Genomic DNA, 16481 nt, shown 5'->3' on the forward strand with positions numbered 1-16481 from the left:
CATGCCTTACCTCCGCCGTTACGTCGCCATGCTGCTGATTGCCGTGCTGGCGCTTGGCAGCCTGCCCGTGGCCGCCGCCCAGACCGCCGGTCTAGTCTCGACGCAGTCGGCGCTACAGGCCGACACCGCCGCCAGCGATCGCGAGCGCATCAACGACGTTCTCGCCCGCGCCGACGTACAGGACCAGCTGCTGGCCCAGGGCGTCAGCGTTGACCAGGTCAAGGACCGCGTGGCCGCGCTGAGCGATGCCGAAGCCCGCGAGATGGCCGACCGCCTCGACGCCATGCCCGCCGGTGCCGGCGTGGTCGGCGCCCTGTTTGCCGTCTTCATTATTCTGCTGGTCACTGACATTCTCGGCCTGACCAATGTCTTCCCGTTTACTCGCTAAGCGCCAGGCGCCCCGGCGCCCCCTGCAAAACGCCCGCCCCGCGGGCGTTTTGCTTTGCGCCACCCTGCTCGCCCTTTTTCTGAGCGGCTGCGCGACGAGCCCCGCGCTGAAAGACAGCACCTATCGGCTGCCCGAGCACGTCGAGCTCGTCAACGTGCCCTTCTTTCCCCAGGAAAAGTACCAGTGCGGCCCGGCGGCGCTGGCCACGGTGCTCAACTATTCCCCGGCCACCCCCTCCTCAGCAAAGCGCTCGCCGGCGGGCCAAGCCGGAACCGACAGGGCCTGGACCGTCTCGCCCGCGGCAAAGGCCAGGCTTGCCCGGGGCAGCGAACGGGATACCGACATCACCGCCGACAGCCTGGTCTCCCAGGTGTTCATCCCCGGGCGGGACGGCAGCGTGCAGCCGGAAATGCTGGCCGCGGCGCGGCGCCACCGGCGTCTCGCCTTTCCCATACGCCCGACGTTCGATGCGCTGCTTGGCCACGTCGCCGCGGGCGATCCGGTCGTGGTCATGCAAAACCTGTCGCTGCCCGCCTTTCCCATGTGGCACTACGCCGTGGTCATCGGCTACGACCTGGCTGAGGAGTCGCTGATCCTGCGAAGCGGCGAAACCCGGCGACAGATCACTTCGTTTAGCCGCTTCGACGCGACCTGGGCACGCAGCCAGCGCTGGGGCTTTGTGCTGGCCAAGCCGGGGCGCATCCCCGAAGGCGTCACGTCCCGGCGCGCAGTGGACGGCGTCAGCGCCTTTGAGGCGCTGCACGGCACCCGGGCCGCGCTTTCCAGCTGGCAGGCGCTGACTCAGGCCCAGCCGGATAACGCCATGGCCCACTTCGCTCTGGGCAACGCCCTCTACGAGCAGGAAAAGCCGGAAAAAGCCGTGCAGGCGTTCAGCCGCGCCGTCGCCGCCGATGACACCCTGGGCGTTGCCTGGCTGAATCTGGGGCTTTTGCACGCCGAGCAGGAACAAACGGCAAAAGCGCGCCGCGCGCTGGAAAAAGCCGCCGCACTACCGGGCCAGTGGCAGCCTCAGGCCCACCGCGCGCTGGACACGCTCTAACGCTTACGGCCGGTCTTGAGTCGAGGCCATGTTCTACACAACATGTTCTACACACACAGTGTCAGAAATAGAGGCGCCCATAAGAAAAGCCTGCACCGGATTAGCGGTGCAGGCTTTTTCATCGCGTCATTGTGACAGATGCCGCTCAGCGGGCGATATCGTAGCCCAGATCCGCCCCGCGGCTGACATCGCTCTGGCGGCGGGCGCTGATGCCCTGACGCTTGCGGTTTTCTTCTTCGCAGACGTCATCCTTGCCGCCACAGATGTCGCAGCCCTCTTTCAGCCCCAGCTGGTTCAAGCCGCCGCAGGAGCCGGCGATGGGCTTGCGTCCCATCAGCACGCCAACGGCCATGGCCGTCATGACCAGCAGCATGAAGCCCAGTGCAAGTAGCCAAATCGTCATACGTTACCTCCCGTGCGGCGTAAGCGCAGGTTTGCGCCGGCCGCTTGCCTCGTTGAATAGAACGTCGCCCTTTACCCCCATTATCGTAATGATCGGCGGCAAACACAAAGGGAAAACCGGCGCCCGCGAAACACAACGGGGCCAGCCACACCGGCCAGCCCCGCAAGCGTTACCCTCATACCGTCGCGCCGGCCCTAACCGCCGAAATCGTCCAGCATGATGTTTTCCGGCTCGACGCCGAGATCCAGCAGCAGCTTGATCACCGAGGCGTTCATCATCGGCGGGCCGCACATGTAGTACTCGCAGTCCTCGGGCGCCGGGTGGTCCTTCAGGTAATTTTCGTAAAGCACGTTGTGGATGAAGCCCGTGGGGCCGTCCCAGTTGTCTTCGTCCTGAGGATCAGAAAGCGCCAGGTGCCATTCAAAGTTGTCGTGCTCTTCTTCCAGCTGATCGTACTCTTCGTTGTAGAAGGTCTCGCGCCAGGAGCGCGCGCCGTACCAGAAGCTGATCTTGCGCTTGGTATCCAGGCGCTTGAGCTGGTCGAAGATATGGCTGCGCATGGGCGCCATGCCCGCGCCGCCGCCGACAAAGACCATCTCCGCGTCGGTATCCTTGGCGAAGAACTCGCCGAAGGGGCCCATGACCGTCACCGTATCGCCGGGCTTCATGTTGAACACGTAGGTCGACATCAAACCGGGCGGATGGCTCGTGCCCGGGGGCGGCGTAGCGATGCGGACGTTGAACTTGAGGATGCCCTTCTCTTCCGGGTAGTTGGCCATGGAATAGGCGCGGATGATTTCCTCGTTGTTCTTGTGGGAGACGTCGAAGAGGCTGAACTTCTTCCAGTCGCCCTGGTAGTCCTCGTCGATATCGAAGTCGGAGAACTTGATGTCATAAGGCGGCGCCACCAGCTGCACGTAGCCGCCGGCGCGGAAGTCCACGTTTTCGCCTTCGGGAAGCTTGAGGTTGAGCTCCTTGATGAAGGTGGCCACGTTGTGGTTGTCGAGCACCTCGCACTCCCACTTCTTCACGCCGAAGACTTCTTCGGGCACCTCGATCTTCATATCCTGCTTCACCGGCACCTGGCAGGACAGCCGCCAGCCCTGCTTTTTCTCGCGCATGGTGAAGTGGGATTCTTCCGTGGGCAAAATCGAGCCGCCGCCTTCTTCCACGCGGCACTTGCACTGGGCGCAGGAGCCGCCGCCGCCGCAGGCGGACGACAGGAAAATGCCGTTGGCCGCCAGGGTATTGAGGAGCTTGCCGCCGGCCTGGGTGGTCAGCGTGCTCTCGGGGTCGCCGTTGACTTCGATGGTCACGTCCCCGCTGCTCACGAGTCTGCTGCGGGCTGCCAGGATGATCGCCGTCAGACTGAGGACGATGACCGTGAACATGACAACACCGAGCAAGATGATGGATGTATCAACCATGTCGGTTTCCTATTGCTGAAGGTTGTTCCGATTCCGGCGGCGGCCAGAGCGCGCCGCCGGAAAAACGCTGCGTCAGAGCTGAATGCCCGAAAAGGACATGAAACCCAGCGACATCAGACCTACCGTGAGGAAGGTAATCCCCAGCCCCTGGAGGCCCGCCGGCACGTCGCTGTACTTCAGCTTTTCACGGATCCCGGCAAGCGCGGCGATGGCCAGCGCCCAGCCCATGCCCGCGCCGAAGCCGTAAACCACGGACTCGCCGAAATTATAGCTGCGCTCGACCATGAACAGCACGCCGCCAAGGATGGCGCAGTTGACGGTGATCAGCGGCAGAAACACGCCCAGGGCGTTGTAGAGCGCGGGCACGTACTTGTCCAAAAACATTTCCATGATCTGCACAAGCGCGGCAATCACGCCGATATAGCTCAAAAGCCCAAGGAAGGACAGGTCGATGTTTTCGGCCCCGGAAATCCCCGTCCAGGTCAGCGCCCCTTCCTGTAGCAGATAGGTGTAGACCAGGTTGTTGACCGGCACGGTCACCGACAGCACCACAATCACCGCCACGCCCAGGCCCAGCGCCGACGACACTTTCTTGGACACGGCAAGGAAGGTACACATGCCGAGGAAGAAGGCCAGCGCCATGTTCTCGACGAAAATCGATTTCGCCAAAAGGCTCAGATAGTGTTCCATGTTACACGGCCTCCTTCGGCTGAGTGTTTTCCTTCATCTGGAATTCGTTTTCCTCGACCTGCTCAGGATCAATGGAGCGCATGGCCCAGATCATCAGGCCGATGACGAAGAACGCCGACGGCGGCAGCAGCAAAAGGCCGTTACCCACGTACCAGCCGCCGTCCTGGACGGTCTGCAGCACGGTAAAGCCAAAGACGCTGCCCGAACCGAGAAGCTCGCGGACAAAGCCTACCGTCATCAGCACAAAGCCGTATCCCAGGCCGTTGCCCACGCCGTCGAGGAACGAAAGTCCCGGCGAGTTGGACATGGCGAAGCCTTCGGCGCGGCCCATGACGATGCAGTTGGTGATAATCAGGCCGACGAACACCGACAGCTGCTTGGACATCTCGTAGGCGTAGGCCTTGAGGATCTGGTCCACCACGATCACCAGCGAGGCGATGATGGTCATCTGCACGATGATGCGGATCGACGAAGGGATGTGGTTGCGAATCAGCGAGACGAAAAAGCTGGACAGCGAGGTCACGAAAATGACCGCCAGGGTCATGACCAGCGATACGCCCATGCTGGTGGTCACCGCCAGCGCCGAGCAAATACCCAGTATCTGCAGGGCGATGGGGTTATTCTGGAAAATCGGCGTCGTCAGGACGCCCTTGGGAGTGACGTCTGCCATGATCAGGCTCCTTCAGATTCGGGTACAACATCGGCATTTTGTGCCTGCGCCGGGCTGACACCGCTGCGGAACCGGGTCAGGTAAGTGCCGAAGCCTTCCGGGCTCAGCCAGAACTGAAGCATATTGGTCACGCCGTTACTGGTGAGCGTCGCGCCGGACAGCGCATCCACCTCGTTCTCGCCGCTGGCACTTTTGGACAGGTGGATCTGCGGTGACAGGTTGCCCTCGTCATCGTAGATTTTCTTGCCTTCCCAGAGTGCCTGCCAGCGAGGGTTGTTGACTTCGGCACCCAGACCCGGAGTTTCCCCGTGTTCGTAGTAGGTGATACTGACGATGGTGTTGCCGTCGCCCTCAACCGACAGGAAACCGCGCATCAGTCCCCAGAGGCCCTGCCCGCGAATGGGCAGCACGATCTGGTCGGGATCGTCGGGATCGCCCACCAGGTAGACCGTGGCGTATTCTTCCACCCGGGAAAGCCCGGCAATGTCCTCGGGGCCGGAGAGCGTACGGCCCGTAGCCGGGTCGCTTGCCGCCTCGAAGCTGTCGAAGGTGTCGGGGTCGAACTCGTCGGTGTATTCACCGGTTTCCATGTTCACGACCCGGGCGCTCATGCGATCGCCAAAGACCTCTTCCACGTCCATGCCCGGCTCGTAGAGATTGGCCACGTTGAGGATGTTGGTCTTGCGGTCCAGCTCCTGGTTGAGCTGCTGCTGCGGGCGCAGCGCTACCGCCGCCGTGGACACGATTACGGAGCAGACGATACATAGCGCAAACGCCACGATCAGCGTCTTTTTGATCGAATTGTTACCCATCAGGCTGTCTCCTCGGCCGGCACGCCAACGCGCTTGACGCGGCGCTTGATGTTGGCCTGGACAAAGAAGTGGTCAATAAGCGGGGCAAACAGGTTGGCAAACAGAATCGCCAGCATGATGCCTTCGGGGAAGGCCGGGTTAACCACGCGGATCAGCACGGTCATGAACCCGATCAGCACGCCGAACAGCAGACGCCCGGGGTTGGTCATCGACGCCGATACCGGGTCGGTTGCCATGAACACCGTACCGAAGGCAAACCCGCCCACGACCAGATGCCAGTACCAGGGCATGGCAAACATGGCGTTGGTGTCCGAGCCGATCATATTGAACAGCGTGCTGGTGGCGACCATTCCCAGCAGCACACCCAACATGATGCGCCAGGAAGCGATCTTCGTCCACAGCAGCACAATGGCGCCGAGCAGAATAGCAAAGGTAGAGACCTCGCCCACCGAGCCGGGGAGAAAGCCCCAGAAGGCGTCCCACCAGCTAAAGCTTGACGTCACCTGGCTCATGCCGTCCTGAAACGCCATGGACAGCGGCGTCGCCCCGGTATAGCCGTCGGCGGCGACCCAGATGGCGTCGCCGGAAATCTGCGCGGGGTAGGCAAAGTAAAGAAAGGCACGGCCGGTCAGCGCCGGGTTAAGGAAGTTCTTGCCGGTACCGCCAAACACCTCCTTGCCGATCACCACGCCGAAGGTAATGCCCAGCGCCACCTGCCACAGCGGGATCGTTGCCGGCAGGATCAGCGCGTAAAGCACCGAGGTCACAAAGAAGCCCTCGTTGACTTCGTGGCCGCGCTTGATAGCAAACAGCACTTCCCAGAAGCCGCCGACGATAAAGGTCGCCAGGTAAATGGGCACGAAGTAGGTGGCGCCCAGCACGAAGTTGGCCCACAGGCTGTCGGGATTATGCCCCGAGGCCAGCACCATCATCAGCGCTTCGCGCCAGCCGTTCATCGACTCGTAGCCGGCCTGGATGGCGCCGTTGGCCTGCCAGCCCGCGTTCCACATGCCAAAGAGCATGGCCGGGAAGGTGCACAGCCACACGGTGATCATGATGCGCTTGAGGTCGATGCCGTCGCGCACGTGGGCGGTGGTCTTGGTGACGTTCGGCGGCGAGTAGAGCATCGTGTCTATCGCTTCATAAAGCGGATAGAACTTTTCGTACCTGCCACCCTTGTCAAAATGCGGCTCGAGACTGTCGAGCGTTTGTCGGATACCCATCGTCAGGCCTCTTTCTCGATCATGGTGAGATTGTCACGCAGGATGGGGCCATACTCGTACTTGCCGGGGCAGACGTACGTGCAAAGCGCCAGATCCTCTTCGTCCAGCTCCAGACACCCAAGCTGCATGGCAGCTTCGATGTCACCCACGATCAGCGAGCGCAAAAGCTGAGTCGACATGATGTCCAGCGGCATGATCTTTTCATAGGCGCCCACGGGCACCATGGCACGTTCCGAGCCGTTGGTCGACGTCGTCGGGGCGTAGCGGTCAAGCCCAGTCAGCTTGGAAAGATAGATGCCCATCACCGAGTGGCGGTTGCTGCCCGGCGACAGCCAGCCCATGAAATTACGCTTGTTGCCCTCTTCAAGCAGGCTGAACTGGTTGTGAAACCGTCCGGCGTAGCTCAGCTTGCCTTCGGCGGCAAAGCCCGAGAACACCGCGCCGGAAATGACGCGGGTGTCGTCGGGCTTGACGACCTCACCGGCCAAAAGCTCATCGGTGCTCGCGCCGATACGGGTGCGCAGCAGGCGCGGCGACTCGGCCCGGGGGCCGGCGACCGCCATGACGCGGCTGACGTCAAGCTTGCCTTCGGTAAATAGCCGGCCCATGGCGATCACGTCCTGGTAGCCGATGTGCCAAACCTTACGGTGCAGGGCAACGGGCGACAGGTAATGAATGTGCGTACCGACCAGCCCGGCCGGATGCGGCCCGGTGAAGGCTTCCCGGGTAACGCCGTCCACGTCGTCGCCGGGAATCGCGCTTTCCTCGCCGGTGCACAGGTAAACCTTGCCTTCGGTCAGGCGGGCAAGCACCTTGAGGCCGTCTTCAAACGCCTCGGGCGCTTCGTTGACGATCACCGCCGGATCCGGGCTCAGCGGCTGGGTATCCACGGCGGTGACGAAGATGTCGGCGGGCTTGCTGTCAAGCGCCGGCGTCCGGGAATAGGGGCGCGTGCGCAGCGCGGTCCACAGGCCGGACGCCACCAGCTGATCGACCACCGCCTGGCGCTCCAGGCGGGAAAGCGCGCCGCGCTCGTGGGCCGTGAAGGAGACCGTTTCCTCTTCTCCCTCGTCGACCTGGATCACCACAGACAGCAAACGACGCTTTTCGCCGCGGTTGATCGCGACGACTTCACCGGCTGCGGGTGCGGTAAAACGAACCCCCGCCGTTTTCTTGTCGGTGAAGAGCAGTTGGCCCAGTTTGACCTTCTCCCCCACCTGTACCTCCATGGTCGGCTTCATGCCGACATAGTCAGGTCCCAGGATCGCCACGTGTCGCACCGGCTGCGCCGCGTCAATGCGCGGTTCCGGCGCCCCCGTGATGGGGAGATCCAGGCCTTTCTTGACTTCGATCATAGTCTCGCCCAGTTGATGGATCGGATATACGAAGATAAGGGGTTCGAAAATATTCGAATGTCTTGGTATCCGCTCAGTTATTACCAGTCGGGCCCGAGACGCGCTCGAACCACCCCAAAAATCCACCGTATTATAAAGATAAGCGCGGCCAATGACCACATCCATCCGGCCTCCCATAGGTGGTAGGGTCCCGCGCTAGCCGCCCTCCGACCAACGCAAAACGCCACCCGAAGGTGGCGTTTTCGCAGGCATGACGGCGGCTCTTGGAGGCGCGATCAGCCGGCTTCGTGGGGCAGCTTGAGGAAGTTGACGTGGGACACGTGCTGCAGCAGGCGAATGACCTGGCAGCTGTAGCCGAACTCGTTGTCGTACCACACATACATCACGGCGTGGTTGTCGTCGGCGATGGTGGCCTTGGCGTCCACAATGCCCGCCTTGCGGTTGCCGACAAAGTCCGACGAGACCACTTCGGCGGAGTCGACGAAGTCGATCTGCTTCTGGTAGGCCGAGTGGATCGACATGTCGCGCAGATAGTCGTTGAGCGACTCGGCATCAGCGCCCTTTTCCAGGGTCAGGTTGAGAATCGCCATGGAGACGTTGGGCGTGGGCACGCGGATGGCGTTGCCGGTAAGCTTACCTTCAAGCTCGGGCAGCGCCTTGGCTACGGCCTTGGCCGCGCCGGTTTCAGTAAGCACCATGTTAAGCGCGGCGCTGCGCCCGCGGCGGTCGCCCTTGTGGTAGTTATCGATCAGGTTCTGGTCGTTGGTGTAGGCGTGCACGGTTTCCACGTGGCCGGTGGTGACGCCGTACTCGTCGTTGATCACCTTGAGCACCGGCACAATGGCGTTGGTGGTGCACGACGCCGCCGAGAGAATGTGATCGTCTTCCTGGATGTCGTCGTGGTTGATGCCGTAGACGATGTTCTTGATCTCGCCCTTGCCCGGCGCGGTGAGAATCGCCTTCGCTGCGCCCTTGCACTCCAGGTGCTGGCCCAGGCCTTCCTCGTCGCGCCAGATGCCGGTGTTATCCACGATCACCGCGTTGTTGATGCCGTAGTCGGTGTAGTCGATGTCGCTCGGGGAATCGGCGTAGATCATCTGGATGACGTTGCCGTTGACGGTCAGCGTGCGCGCCTCGGCGTCGACGTCGATGGTGCCTTCAAAGGGGCCGTGCACAGAGTCCCGGCGCAAAAGGCTCGCGCGCTTTTCCAGGTCCTTGGCCACATCGCCGCGGCCGCGCACCACAATGGCGCGCAGGCGCAGCAGGTTGCCGCCGCCGGCCTTTTCGATCATTACCCGGGTCAACAGCCGGCCGATCCGGCCAAAGCCGTAGAGCACCACGTCCTGGGGCTCGCCGGTGCTTGCGCCCGGCTGGTAGGCGTCGACAATTTCGTGCAGCTCCTTGCGCAGGTAGGCCTCCACGTCGCCGCCGCCCTGGCGCTTGAAGTTCACCGCCAGCTTGCCCACGTCGACGTGTGCCGGGCCCAGATTCAGCTCGCTCATCGCCCGGACGATGGGAAAGGTGTCTTCCACGGTTAGCTCGGTGCCTTCGATTTTGCGCACGAAGCGGTGATCTTTCAAAATACGGATCACCGACTGCTTGATCAGCGAGCGGCCGAACATGGTGGCTACGACGTTGTTTTGGCGGTACAGGCGCCCCACCAGCGGAATCATCTGTTCGGCCAGGGCTTCGCTGCTCTGCCATTCCCGGAAAACGTTATCAAGCATGGGCTGACTCACGTGCGACCTCTTTGGGTAATAGAAGGAAGTTCGTGCGGGTATTATCCCGACCTGCCGAGGGTATCGCAATCACAGGATGGTCGCAGCGCCTGTAAACCGGTTACACCGCGCCCGTTATCTCCCCGAAACACGGATCATCGACGCCGGGTGGCCATGCTCGCCCGGCGGATCGTGTATGATCGGAGCTTTCTTTTTTCCGCGTCAACTCGCCAACCGATATCGACTATGCCGACTTTTTCACTGCTCGAACCGCCAACTCCCCGGGGCACCCGCGATACGCTGTTCTGGACATCGCCGCCGGGCAGCGCCGCTGCCCTGGCGCTGGCCCGGGCAGCCGGGCAGGCCCCCTTGCTGGTCATCACGCCAAGCACCGCCAGCGCCCAGCGCCTGGAACAGACGCTGGCCTTTTACAGCGACGTGCCGGTGCTGCCCTTCCCCGACTGGGAAACGCTGCCCTACGATAGCTTCTCCCCGCACCAGGATATCGTCTCGGCGAGGCTGCGCACCCTGCGCAGGCTCCAGGACGGCGTGCACGGCATTGTGCTGGTGCCGATCAACACCCTGATGCAGCGGCTGCCGCCGGTGGACTACATCGCCGGGAGGGTGTTGACCCTGGCCGCCGGCGACACCCTGGACCGCGAGCAGCTGCGCGAGTCGCTGACCCGGGGCGGCTATCGCGCGGTGGAAACCGTCTTCGAGCCCGGCGAGTACGCCATTCGCGGCGCGCTGATCGACCTTTACGCCATGGGCATGGAGCAGCCCGTACGCATTGACCTGTTCGACGACGAAATCGACACCCTGCGCTATTTTGACCCCGGCACCCAGCGCTCCAGCGAAAAAGTGGAGCGGGTGGAGCTGCTCCCGGCCCATGAATACCCGCTGTCGCGCAGCGCCATTGCCCGTTTTCGCGAGCAGTTCGAAACCCTGTTCGACGTCGACCCGCGCCAGTGCCCGCTGTACAACGACGCGCTCAAGGCCATTCCCTCCCCCGGGCTCGAGCAGTACCTGCCGCTGTTTTTCGAGCAGACCGCGTCGCTGTTCGATCACCTGACGGACGACACTCGCGTGGCCCTGCTCCCCGACGTATTTCACGCCGCCGAGCAGCACTGGGAGGCCATCGAGGCGCGCTACGCCAACCTCGGCGTGGACCCCACGCGCCCGCTCCTGCCGCCCCATCGGGCGTTCTGGCCGGTGAGCGACATCTTTGCCGCGGTCAAGCAGCGCCCGCGCATCGAGCTCACCGACGACGGCGAACACCGCCACGCCCGGGCGCCGGATGCGCTGGCGCTGCCCGACGTCGCCATCAACGCCCGCAGCCACACGCCGCTGGCAGCGCTTGCGCACTTCCTTGACCAGCATCCGGACACGCGCATCCTCTTTGTCGCCGAGTCCCGGGGGCGGCGCGAAGCGCTGGAAGAGCTGCTCGCCCCGCTTTCATTGGCGCTGCCCCACGTCGAGGGCTTTAACGCTTTTCTCAGCGGTGACGCGCCGTATGCCCTGACCGAGGGGCAGGTGGATGCCGGCCTGTGGCTGGGCGCGCCGGATATTCTGGTTCTGACCGAAACCGAACTGTTCGGCGACGTCGTGCGCCAGAGCCGACGCCGGGAAAAAGCCACCGACGACGACGATTTCGCCGTCCACCACCTGTCCGAGCTCAAGGCCGGCGCGCCGGTGGTGCACCAGGCCCACGGGGTGGGCCGCTACCTGGGGCTGGAAGCGCTTGAGGCCGGCGGCCAGGCCAGCGAGTTTCTCGCCCTGGAATACGCCGGCGGCGCCAAGCTTTACGTACCGGTGGACAACCTTCACCTGATCTCGCGCTACAGCGGCGTCGACGACGAGCTGGCCCCGCTGCACAAGCTGGGCTCGGAGCAGTGGGACAAGGCGCGCAAGAAAGCCGCCGAGAAGATCCGCGACACCGCCGCCGAGCTGCTCGACATCTACGCCCGCCGCGAAGCCCAGCAGGGCGTGGTTTACGACGCCCCGGACAGCGACTATCAGCGCTTTGCCGCCAGCTTCCCGTTCGAGGAAACGCCCGACCAGGAAGCCGCCATTAACGCCGTGGTCAACGACCTGACCGCGCCCCAGCCCATGGACCGGGTGATCTGCGGCGACGTCGGCTTCGGCAAGACCGAGGTGGCCATGCGCGCGGCGTTTCTCGCCGTGCAGTCCGGCCGCCAGGTGGTCGTGCTGGTGCCCACCACCCTGCTCGCCCGCCAGCACTTTGAAAACTTTCGCGACCGCTTTGCCGATACCGCCGTCACCCTCGGCCTGCTATCGCGCTTCACCGGCGGCAAAGGCGCCTCTGAGGCGCTGGAGAAAGTCACAAGCGGCCAGACCGATATCGTCATCGGCACCCACAAGCTGCTGTCGAAAAGCGTCGATCTGCCCCACATGGGGCTTTTGATCATCGACGAGGAGCACCGCTTCGGCGTCGCGCAGAAGGAAAAGCTCAAGACCCTGCGCGCCGAAATCGACATCCTCACGCTCACCGCCACGCCCATTCCGCGCACGCTCAACATGGCCATGAGCGGCATTCGTGATCTGTCGATCATCGCTACGCCGCCGGCACGGCGGCTGTCGGTGAAGACGTTTGTCCAGCAGCGCGCCGACGGCGTGATCAAGGAGGCGCTGCTGCGCGAGATACTGCGCGGCGGCCAGGTGTATTTCCTTCACAACGAAGTCAAGACCATCGACACCGCCGCGGAGAAAATCCGCGAACTGGTGCCCGACGCCCGGGTAGCGGTGGCCCACGGCCAGCTCCCCGAGCGCAGCCTGGAGCGGGTCATGTCGGACTTCTACCACCGCCGCTTCAACGTGCTGGTGTGCTCGACCATCATCGAAAGCGGCATCGATGTGCCCAGCGCCAACACCATTGTGATCGAGCGCGCCGACAAGTTCGGTCTCGCCCAGCTGCACCAGCTACGCGGGCGCGTGGGCCGCAGCCACCACCAGGCCTACGCCTACCTGCTCACCCCGCCGCCCAAGGCCATGACCCGGGATGCGGTCAAGCGGCTCGAGGCCATCAGCGCCTCGGACGACCTGGGGGCGGGCTTCACGCTTGCCAGCCACGACATGGAGATTCGCGGCGCCGGCGAGCTTTTGGGCGACGAGCAGAGCGGCCAGATGGAAACCATCGGCTACACCCTCTATATGGAAATGCTCGACCGCGCGGTGAAAGCCATTCGCGCCGGCAAAACACCCAACCTCGAGGCGCCGTTTGACAGCGGCGTCGACATCAGCCTGAACCTTCCGGCGCTGATCCCCGACGACTATATCCACGACGTGCAGCAGCGTCTGGTCATGTACAAGCGAATTGCCAACGCCCAGGGCGACGACGAGCTCAGGGAGCTTCAGGTAGAGCTCATCGACCGCTTTGGGCTGCTGCCCGCGCCGCTCAAGCACTTAATCCGCCAGACCCGGCTGCGCCAGCGCGCCGAGCCGCTGGGCATCAGCCGCCTGGAAGCCGGCGAGACGCGCGGTCGGATCATCTTTGCCGCCGACACTCGGGTCGACCCGATGACGCTGGTCAGCCTCATTCAGCAGGCGCCGGACAAGTACCGCCTGGACGGCTCTGATACCCTGCGCTTCACGCTGCCCATGGAAAGCGTGGAGGCACGCTTTGAACAGGTCGAAGCCCTGCTGCACACCCTTAACCAGAAACCCCCAGCCCCCTGAGACGTATAAGGACATGACATGAGCGCCAACGCTGCCCATCGACGTTTGACCAAGACGCCTGCCGTCACGCTGCTGGCCGCCGCCATCAGCGCCGCCTGCCTGACCCTGCCCGCCACCGCCACGGCGGCCTCGCTCCAAAAGGCGAGCGCCGAGAACGACAAGGCCGACAGCCAGTCGGCTTCTACGCTACTGGAAAACGCCCGCGCCCTGACGGCCAAAAGCAAGGCGTCGAGCGCCGACCAGACGTCCGCCGACGAAGCGCCGGCTGCCGCCCCCAACGACCTGCCCCGGGGGCAGTTCCACATCCCCGACGAAGGCGACGTGGTCGGCAAGCATTACACGGTCACCGTCAAGGATCAGGAGCAGACGCTGGTCGACATTGCCCGCCAGCACAACATCGGCTACGAAGAGATGCGCATGGCCAACCCCGGCGTCAGCCTCTGGGTGCCCGGCGAGGGAACCGAAGTCAATCTTCCCAGCCGCTATATTCTTCCCGACGTCAAGCGCGAAGGCATTGTCATCAACCTCTCCGAGCTGCGCCTTTACTACTACCCGGCGGACAAGCCAAACATCGTCGAGACCTATCCGGTCAGCGTCGGCCGTGATGAATTCGCAACCCCCGTCGGCGTGACCAAAACCACGGTCAAGGTCAAGGATCCGGCCTGGGCGCCGCCGGCCTCCATGCGCCGGGAAGCCGCCGAGCGCGGCGACCCCGCCCCCAAGGTGGTGCCCGCAGGCCCGGACAACCCCCTGGGCCGCCACGCCATTCTGCTGGGCCTGCCAAGCTATTTGATCCACGGCACCAACCGCCCCGAAGGCGTGGGCATGCGTGTCAGCCGCGGCTGCATCCGCATGTACCCCGAAGACATCGAGTCGCTTTATAAGCGGCTTCCGGGCAGCACCCGAGTCAACATCATCGACGCGCCGTTCAAGGCCGGCCTGGACAGCGACGGCAGCCTGCTGGTGCAGTCCTTCCCTCAGCTGGAAGAAAACAGCGGTGATTTCGAGCCGCTGCTCAACGCCCTGGAAATCATCGAGGCGAAAACCGGCGAACAGGGGGTCGAGGTCGACTACAAGCGCGTCAAACAGGCCATTGAAGAGCCCAACGGCAGCATCCTGGCGCTTTCCGGCCCCCAGGCCGAAGCCTCCCGTGAAGGCGATGAAAACCGCAACACCGCTACCCTGCTGAAAAATCTCCAGCTAAAATCCCAGCCCGCCGACAAAGACGACGACGGCGAATAAATCCGCGCTGTCCAGATAACAAAAAACCCTGCCGAGGCAGGGTTTTTTGTGCTATGTAAAAGCAGCCGCAAAGGACGTTGGCCCTTTAAGAACGTCGGCCCCTTGCGGTTTCCATGCGTCTTACTTCTGCATGGAGCGCTCAAACATGCGGTTCATTTCTTCACGGTTCTTCTCAGACATCTGCAGTGCGGCACGTGCGTCACGCTGCGCCTGCTTGGCAGTGTTCATCGCCTGAGACGCAGTGCTCTGCGCTTCAGCGGCATCAGCCTGAGCGGATTCTGCCGTGGTGCGAACTTCTTCCAGCGCGCTGGTAGAAGCACAGCCGGCCAGAATAGCCAGAGAAGCGGCAGCGGCAGACATTTTCAGGGTCGTCTTCAGAGTCATAGTGTTCTCCTTGAATCTTCCTTGGTGCTACATTAATGAATCGGCAGGCATAAGGCTAAAGCCCTTATGCATGCTTGTCCACCTGCAATTTGCAGGTTTACTGCAGCGACATATGCCGCGAAGCACAGACGCGAAACGCTGTTGTATTATAGCCAACAACGTTTGTCTAGCATCCTATGTTCAAATACTGAAACTTTGAACAATCTTCGACAACAACACCTTAGCGAATAACGATGCGGGTGCCAATGCCAACCAGCTCTTCCAGCTGTTCGATTTGGGTATCGGTCATGGCCACGCAGCCCTGGGTCCAGTTCATGCGCCGGTGGACCTCGGGGTCGGCCTCTCCCAGCCCGTGCAGGCCGATGGCGCCGCCCAGCACGGTATCCTGGGGCGGCGTCCCGTAGCGGCGGTAGTGATCGAAATACGCCTGGTAGTCCTCGCGGGAATAAAGCCCGGTGCGCAGGGCCATACGCGCGTGGTCGGGCGTCGGGTAGTCCACGCCCATGAACAGGTGCCAGCGGCTGTCGAAATTGAAACGGTTGACGCGAAACTCGCCCCTGGGGGTCACGCTACCGCCGCTGATGCGCTGGTTATCCGCCCCGCCGCGCCCCAGCGATACCGGTGCAAAATGCTCGATACGCTCGCGACCGCGATAAACGTCGAGCGACAGCTTACGACCGTCTACCAGCACCCAGACCTCGCCGGGAAAGCGCGGATGCATCGCCTCTTCCAGCTGCTGTTCGACCAGATCGATAAAGGCGATTTTGGCCAGGAAACCGGCGCTGGCCGGGGCGGCCTGAAAGGCCAGAAAGGCTGCGGTACCGGCCAGAAAACGGCGACGATCCAGAGGCATAGGGCATACTCTTGTCAGGAAAAAATGCGGGACGGGCCGGTACCCTCAGCTAAATATCGCTAAAATCCTCAAACTGCGAGACAATGCGGCGCACCTCGGCCTCGTGGCCTTCGGCCAGCGAGTTGAAGAACTCTTCCTCGGCAGGAATCACGGCCTTTTTTGCGCGGTACTCATAAAGCTCCTGCAGCGCGTTGTGCGCTTCCGTCGAGGTCTGCAGGGCCGCTTCGATGCTGTCATAAGTGGCGTACTGTGTCAGGCGCTCAAGCCCCGGCGGCTGGGGGAAGTCGGCCGGGTCGTCAAACCAGGTGTTGAGCACTTCCTGATGGGCGGAGCCTTCGTCCAGGGTATCTTCCAGCCCGGATTTCATGCGCAGCTCCTGGCTTGCCAGGTAATCCAGCGCTATTTGCAGGCGTTCGCTTTCCGCATCCTTGGCCCGGTCGCCGAACTGACGAGCCATCCGCCCGTGAAAGTCGGCCGCCCAGGCGATCAGATCGCGTACTTGGTTATAGCGCATATACCTCTCCTTTTTAGGCTTTGGTCACGCCACCTGTGTGACCTTG

The 16481-nt window shown here is 62.9% G+C and carries 15 protein-coding genes; 4 read left to right on the top strand and 11 right to left on the bottom strand.

Annotation, left to right across the window (positions count from 1 at the left end; all coding sequences use genetic code 11):
• Position 1 precedes the first annotated feature (1 nt).
• Positions 2–388: a PA2779 family protein gene (locus tag ACZ46Y_RS08950; protein ID WP_311953342.1), complete on the top strand. Its 387-nt coding sequence runs from the start codon at positions 2–4 to the stop codon at positions 386–388.
• Positions 366–1448, top strand: a complete 1083-nt coding sequence (locus ACZ46Y_RS08955) for a PA2778 family cysteine peptidase (RefSeq protein ID WP_311953345.1) — start codon at positions 366–368, stop codon at positions 1446–1448. Before ACZ46Y_RS08950 ends, ACZ46Y_RS08955 begins: the two co-directional genes overlap by 23 nt.
• Before the next feature lie 145 nt (positions 1449–1593).
• Here the strand turns inward: ACZ46Y_RS08955 and nqrM are convergent, their stop codons facing one another.
• The 8 genes from nqrM to ACZ46Y_RS08995 form a co-directional block, all read right to left on the bottom strand.
• A complete protein-coding gene (gene nqrM / locus ACZ46Y_RS08960) occupies positions 1594–1851 on the bottom strand; it encodes a (Na+)-NQR maturation NqrM (protein WP_311953348.1) in 258 nt (85 codons plus the stop codon).
• A gap of 194 nt (positions 1852–2045) precedes the next feature.
• On the bottom strand, positions 2046–3278 hold the full coding sequence (nqrF, locus tag ACZ46Y_RS08965; protein ID WP_311953351.1) for an NADH:ubiquinone reductase (Na(+)-transporting) subunit F: 1233 nt from the start codon (positions 3276–3278) through the stop codon (positions 2046–2048).
• A gap of 72 nt (positions 3279–3350) precedes the next feature.
• Positions 3351–3968, bottom strand: a complete 618-nt coding sequence (gene nqrE / locus ACZ46Y_RS08970) for an NADH:ubiquinone reductase (Na(+)-transporting) subunit E (RefSeq protein WP_311953354.1) — start codon at positions 3966–3968, stop codon at positions 3351–3353.
• A gap of 1 nt (position 3969) precedes the next feature.
• Positions 3970–4638: an NADH:ubiquinone reductase (Na(+)-transporting) subunit D gene (locus ACZ46Y_RS08975; RefSeq protein WP_311953357.1), complete on the bottom strand. Its 669-nt coding sequence runs from the start codon at positions 4636–4638 to the stop codon at positions 3970–3972.
• A 2-nt stretch (positions 4639–4640) separates the two neighbouring features.
• Positions 4641–5450 carry a Na(+)-translocating NADH-quinone reductase subunit C gene (locus tag ACZ46Y_RS08980; RefSeq protein ID WP_311953359.1) on the bottom strand — a complete coding sequence of 270 codons (810 nt, stop codon included), beginning with the start codon at positions 5448–5450 and terminating at the stop codon, positions 4641–4643.
• Entirely contained in the window at positions 5450–6673 is a 1224-nt protein-coding gene (locus ACZ46Y_RS08985) for an NADH:ubiquinone reductase (Na(+)-transporting) subunit B (RefSeq protein WP_311953361.1), read from the bottom strand. Before ACZ46Y_RS08985 ends, ACZ46Y_RS08980 begins: the two co-directional genes overlap by 1 nt.
• A gap of 2 nt (positions 6674–6675) precedes the next feature.
• Positions 6676–8028, bottom strand: coding sequence for a Na(+)-translocating NADH-quinone reductase subunit A (locus ACZ46Y_RS08990; RefSeq protein ID WP_311953363.1), 1353 nt, complete (start codon positions 8026–8028; stop codon positions 6676–6678).
• A 275-nt stretch (positions 8029–8303) separates the two neighbouring features.
• A complete protein-coding gene (locus tag ACZ46Y_RS08995; RefSeq protein ID WP_311953365.1) occupies positions 8304–9767 on the bottom strand; it encodes a glyceraldehyde-3-phosphate dehydrogenase in 1464 nt (487 codons plus the stop codon).
• Positions 9768–9992: 225 nt separating this feature from the next.
• Here ACZ46Y_RS08995 and mfd point away from each other — a divergent pair, with 225 nt between their 5' ends.
• On the top strand, positions 9993–13442 hold the full coding sequence (mfd, locus tag ACZ46Y_RS09000; RefSeq protein WP_311953368.1) for a transcription-repair coupling factor: 3450 nt from the start codon (positions 9993–9995) through the stop codon (positions 13440–13442).
• A gap of 18 nt (positions 13443–13460) precedes the next feature.
• Positions 13461–14684: a L,D-transpeptidase family protein gene (locus tag ACZ46Y_RS09005; RefSeq protein ID WP_311953371.1), complete on the top strand. Its 1224-nt coding sequence runs from the start codon at positions 13461–13463 to the stop codon at positions 14682–14684.
• Positions 14685–14804: 120 nt separating this feature from the next.
• Here ACZ46Y_RS09005 and ACZ46Y_RS09010 read toward each other — a convergent pair whose 3' ends face one another.
• From ACZ46Y_RS09010 to ACZ46Y_RS09020, 3 genes are all read right to left on the bottom strand, one after another.
• A complete protein-coding gene (locus ACZ46Y_RS09010) occupies positions 14805–15068 on the bottom strand; it encodes an Lpp/OprI family alanine-zipper lipoprotein (protein WP_311882243.1) in 264 nt (87 codons plus the stop codon).
• A 220-nt stretch (positions 15069–15288) separates the two neighbouring features.
• Positions 15289–15921: a L,D-transpeptidase family protein gene (locus ACZ46Y_RS09015; protein WP_311953374.1), complete on the bottom strand. Its 633-nt coding sequence runs from the start codon at positions 15919–15921 to the stop codon at positions 15289–15291.
• A gap of 49 nt (positions 15922–15970) precedes the next feature.
• Complete coding sequence (locus tag ACZ46Y_RS09020) at positions 15971–16435, bottom strand: 2-hydroxyacyl-CoA dehydratase (RefSeq protein WP_311953377.1); 465 nt, start codon at positions 16433–16435, stop codon at positions 15971–15973.
• Positions 16436–16481: the final 46 nt, after the last annotated feature.

Source organism: Halomonas garicola (genome assembly GCF_055382465.1).

Coding starts and splice junctions, on each gene's coding strand:
- ACZ46Y_RS08950 (WP_311953342.1), top strand. CDS start 2: ATGCCTTACCTCCGCCGTTACGTCGCCATGCTGCTGATTGCCGTGCTG.
- ACZ46Y_RS08955 (WP_311953345.1), top strand. CDS start 366: ATGTCTTCCCGTTTACTCGCTAAGCGCCAGGCGCCCCGGCGCCCCCTG.
- nqrM (WP_311953348.1), bottom strand. CDS start 1,851: ATGACGATTTGGCTACTTGCACTGGGCTTCATGCTGCTGGTCATGACG.
- nqrF (WP_311953351.1), bottom strand. CDS start 3,278: ATGGTTGATACATCCATCATCTTGCTCGGTGTTGTCATGTTCACGGTC.
- nqrE (WP_311953354.1), bottom strand. CDS start 3,968: ATGGAACACTATCTGAGCCTTTTGGCGAAATCGATTTTCGTCGAGAAC.
- ACZ46Y_RS08975 (WP_311953357.1), bottom strand. CDS start 4,638: ATGGCAGACGTCACTCCCAAGGGCGTCCTGACGACGCCGATTTTCCAG.
- ACZ46Y_RS08980 (WP_311953359.1), bottom strand. CDS start 5,450: ATGGGTAACAATTCGATCAAAAAGACGCTGATCGTGGCGTTTGCGCTA.
- ACZ46Y_RS08985 (WP_311953361.1), bottom strand. CDS start 6,673: ATGGGTATCCGACAAACGCTCGACAGTCTCGAGCCGCATTTTGACAAG.
- ACZ46Y_RS08990 (WP_311953363.1), bottom strand. CDS start 8,028: ATGATCGAAGTCAAGAAAGGCCTGGATCTCCCCATCACGGGGGCGCCG.
- mfd (WP_311953368.1), top strand. CDS start 9,993: ATGCCGACTTTTTCACTGCTCGAACCGCCAACTCCCCGGGGCACCCGC.
- ACZ46Y_RS09005 (WP_311953371.1), top strand. CDS start 13,461: ATGAGCGCCAACGCTGCCCATCGACGTTTGACCAAGACGCCTGCCGTC.
- ACZ46Y_RS09010 (WP_311882243.1), bottom strand. CDS start 15,068: ATGACTCTGAAGACGACCCTGAAAATGTCTGCCGCTGCCGCTTCTCTG.
- ACZ46Y_RS09015 (WP_311953374.1), bottom strand. CDS start 15,921: ATGCCTCTGGATCGTCGCCGTTTTCTGGCCGGTACCGCAGCCTTTCTG.
- ACZ46Y_RS09020 (WP_311953377.1), bottom strand. CDS start 16,435: ATGCGCTATAACCAAGTACGCGATCTGATCGCCTGGGCGGCCGACTTT.